The 1700-nt window shown below is 55.3% G+C and carries 2 protein-coding genes; both read left to right on the top strand.

Annotation, left to right across the window (positions count from 1 at the left end):
• Positions 1-168: 168 nt before the first annotated feature.
• Positions 169-1215, top strand: coding sequence for an RHS repeat-associated core domain-containing protein (locus tag WA354_RS15270; protein ID WP_472813881.1), 1047 nt, complete (start codon positions 169-171; stop codon positions 1213-1215).
• Positions 1212-1700: beta-propeller fold lactonase family protein (locus WA354_RS15275; protein ID WP_472813880.1), on the top strand; the 489-nt coding region annotated here is incomplete at its 3' end. The genes WA354_RS15270 and WA354_RS15275, both read left to right, overlap by 4 nt.

Below are 1700 nucleotides of genomic sequence, written 5' to 3' on the forward strand. Positions count from 1 at the left end.
GAGCAACGGCGCTGGAAGTCGGCTACTCCATGCTGACTGCCAACGTGCGGCACTTCCGGTTGATCCCCGGCCTGACCGTCGTGCAACTCTAGTCACAGAAAAACCGTTCGAGCGTTCCGTCCTGCTGACGTACAATCTCCGTCAATGCCGCTCGCAGCTAAAGAAGAGATGCTCTCTGCGTCGAGCGATCCGTGTGTGTTCTTCCCCTTAGCCGCCGATCCCGCCGAGCTGGAAGCTCGCTTCGGCACAGCGCCGCAGCTAAGCGAAAACTCGCGTCAGGGGTTCACGAGAAAAAATCTTGCACTGCATCAGGGCAGTGCGTGGTCTAACTCGGGAACAGCGTTGGGGATAGAGCCTGTGTTGCTCGTTGAAGGCATCAGATCACGTTGTACCGGCAAAGAACGCGACAGTGAGTCGGGCCTTGATAACTTTGGAGCTAGGTACGATTCGTCCAGCATGGGTAGGTTCATGTCCCCTGATCCTTTAGGCGGGCATCAGGAAGACCCTCAGACTCTCAATAAGTACGCTTACGTTAGAAACAATCCGACGACGCTGACCGATCCGACTGGCCTAGACTTCTGGCTCCAGGGAGGCAATGCCTGCGGCCAGAATAATGTGACATGTGACAAGAAGGGCTACGTCCTAGACAGTAACAACAATCGAGTGCTGATCGGCAATACACAACTCCGCGACGCGAATAGCGGCGACTCGGCCAATTTCGACACAAACGGCGTTCACATCACGACAGCGCAGGGTACCTTCACAGGACAATTTGCTGCCGGAACTCCTGACACCAGAGTCGAAGGGGCCGGAGATTTTGCAGGCTTGCACGCGGTGTTCAACTCTGACTGCGGCGGAACCTGCAACGCTGGCGGTGCACTCTTCGGAACGAAGGCGCAGTTCGACGCTCTACTTCCAAAACTCTTAAAGAATCCCGGCATGGATAATGTCGATCCGTTCCATCCGGGCACGGACCAATACAGAGGCGGGAACAAGGAAGGACCTGATGCGCATCTTAGCTTCAAGGCATCGGACGATCCTAATCAACGCGATCCTTTCCACTTCGATAATCGTTACCCATATGGGAGTGCTGGTGGTTTCGGTGAACACACTGGCGGTGTATTCCACACGATCTGGAACTCCATCGAGGGCAAACAGGGACCGCCATTACCAAAGGACATTCCAATCGCCAGCGTTCCCCAGAGGAACCAGTGACGATAGCGAGAATCATTTTCGTCAGCTTGGCCTTGACCGCAGCATCTCTGGTGAGTTGGTCATCTCTGTTGGCTTCGGACAAGCCCAACCGGACGGTGGTGCTGGAACACGCGGAGTCGAAAGTCACACCAGCAGCCCTAGCATTCGACCAGAACGGCGAACTCTATGTGGCTTACCGCGATCAAGGCTCTGACAAAAAATCGTCTGTTATCTGGGTTCGAGTCTTCGATCCCGCAAGCGGCAAGGAGCTTCGCAGCACGCAGCTTCAAACGGCGACAGTTACTTTGCCCAACAGCGCCAATCAGTTCCTGCTCTCACCTGACAACTCGTTGCTCCTTTATTCCCAGTTCTCCGGGAACACGCTCATAACCATCCTCGATGCTGCGACTCTACAAAAGGTGAGCGAAGCAACGAGTCTCCCAGGTGGCGTTGATCGGCAGTATCCGAAGATAATCGGGATCAGCCCGAACGACGGCTCGGTCCTC

This window comes from Occallatibacter sp. (assembly GCF_049802275.1).
GTDB lineage: Bacteria > Acidobacteriota > Terriglobia > Terriglobales > Acidobacteriaceae > Telmatobacter.

What these genes read in the sequence shown, in the direction of transcription:
- WA354_RS15270 (WP_472813881.1), top strand. Translation starts at nt 169, where the DNA reads ATGCTCTCTGCGTCGAGCGATCCGTGTGTGTTCTTCCCCTTAGCCGCC.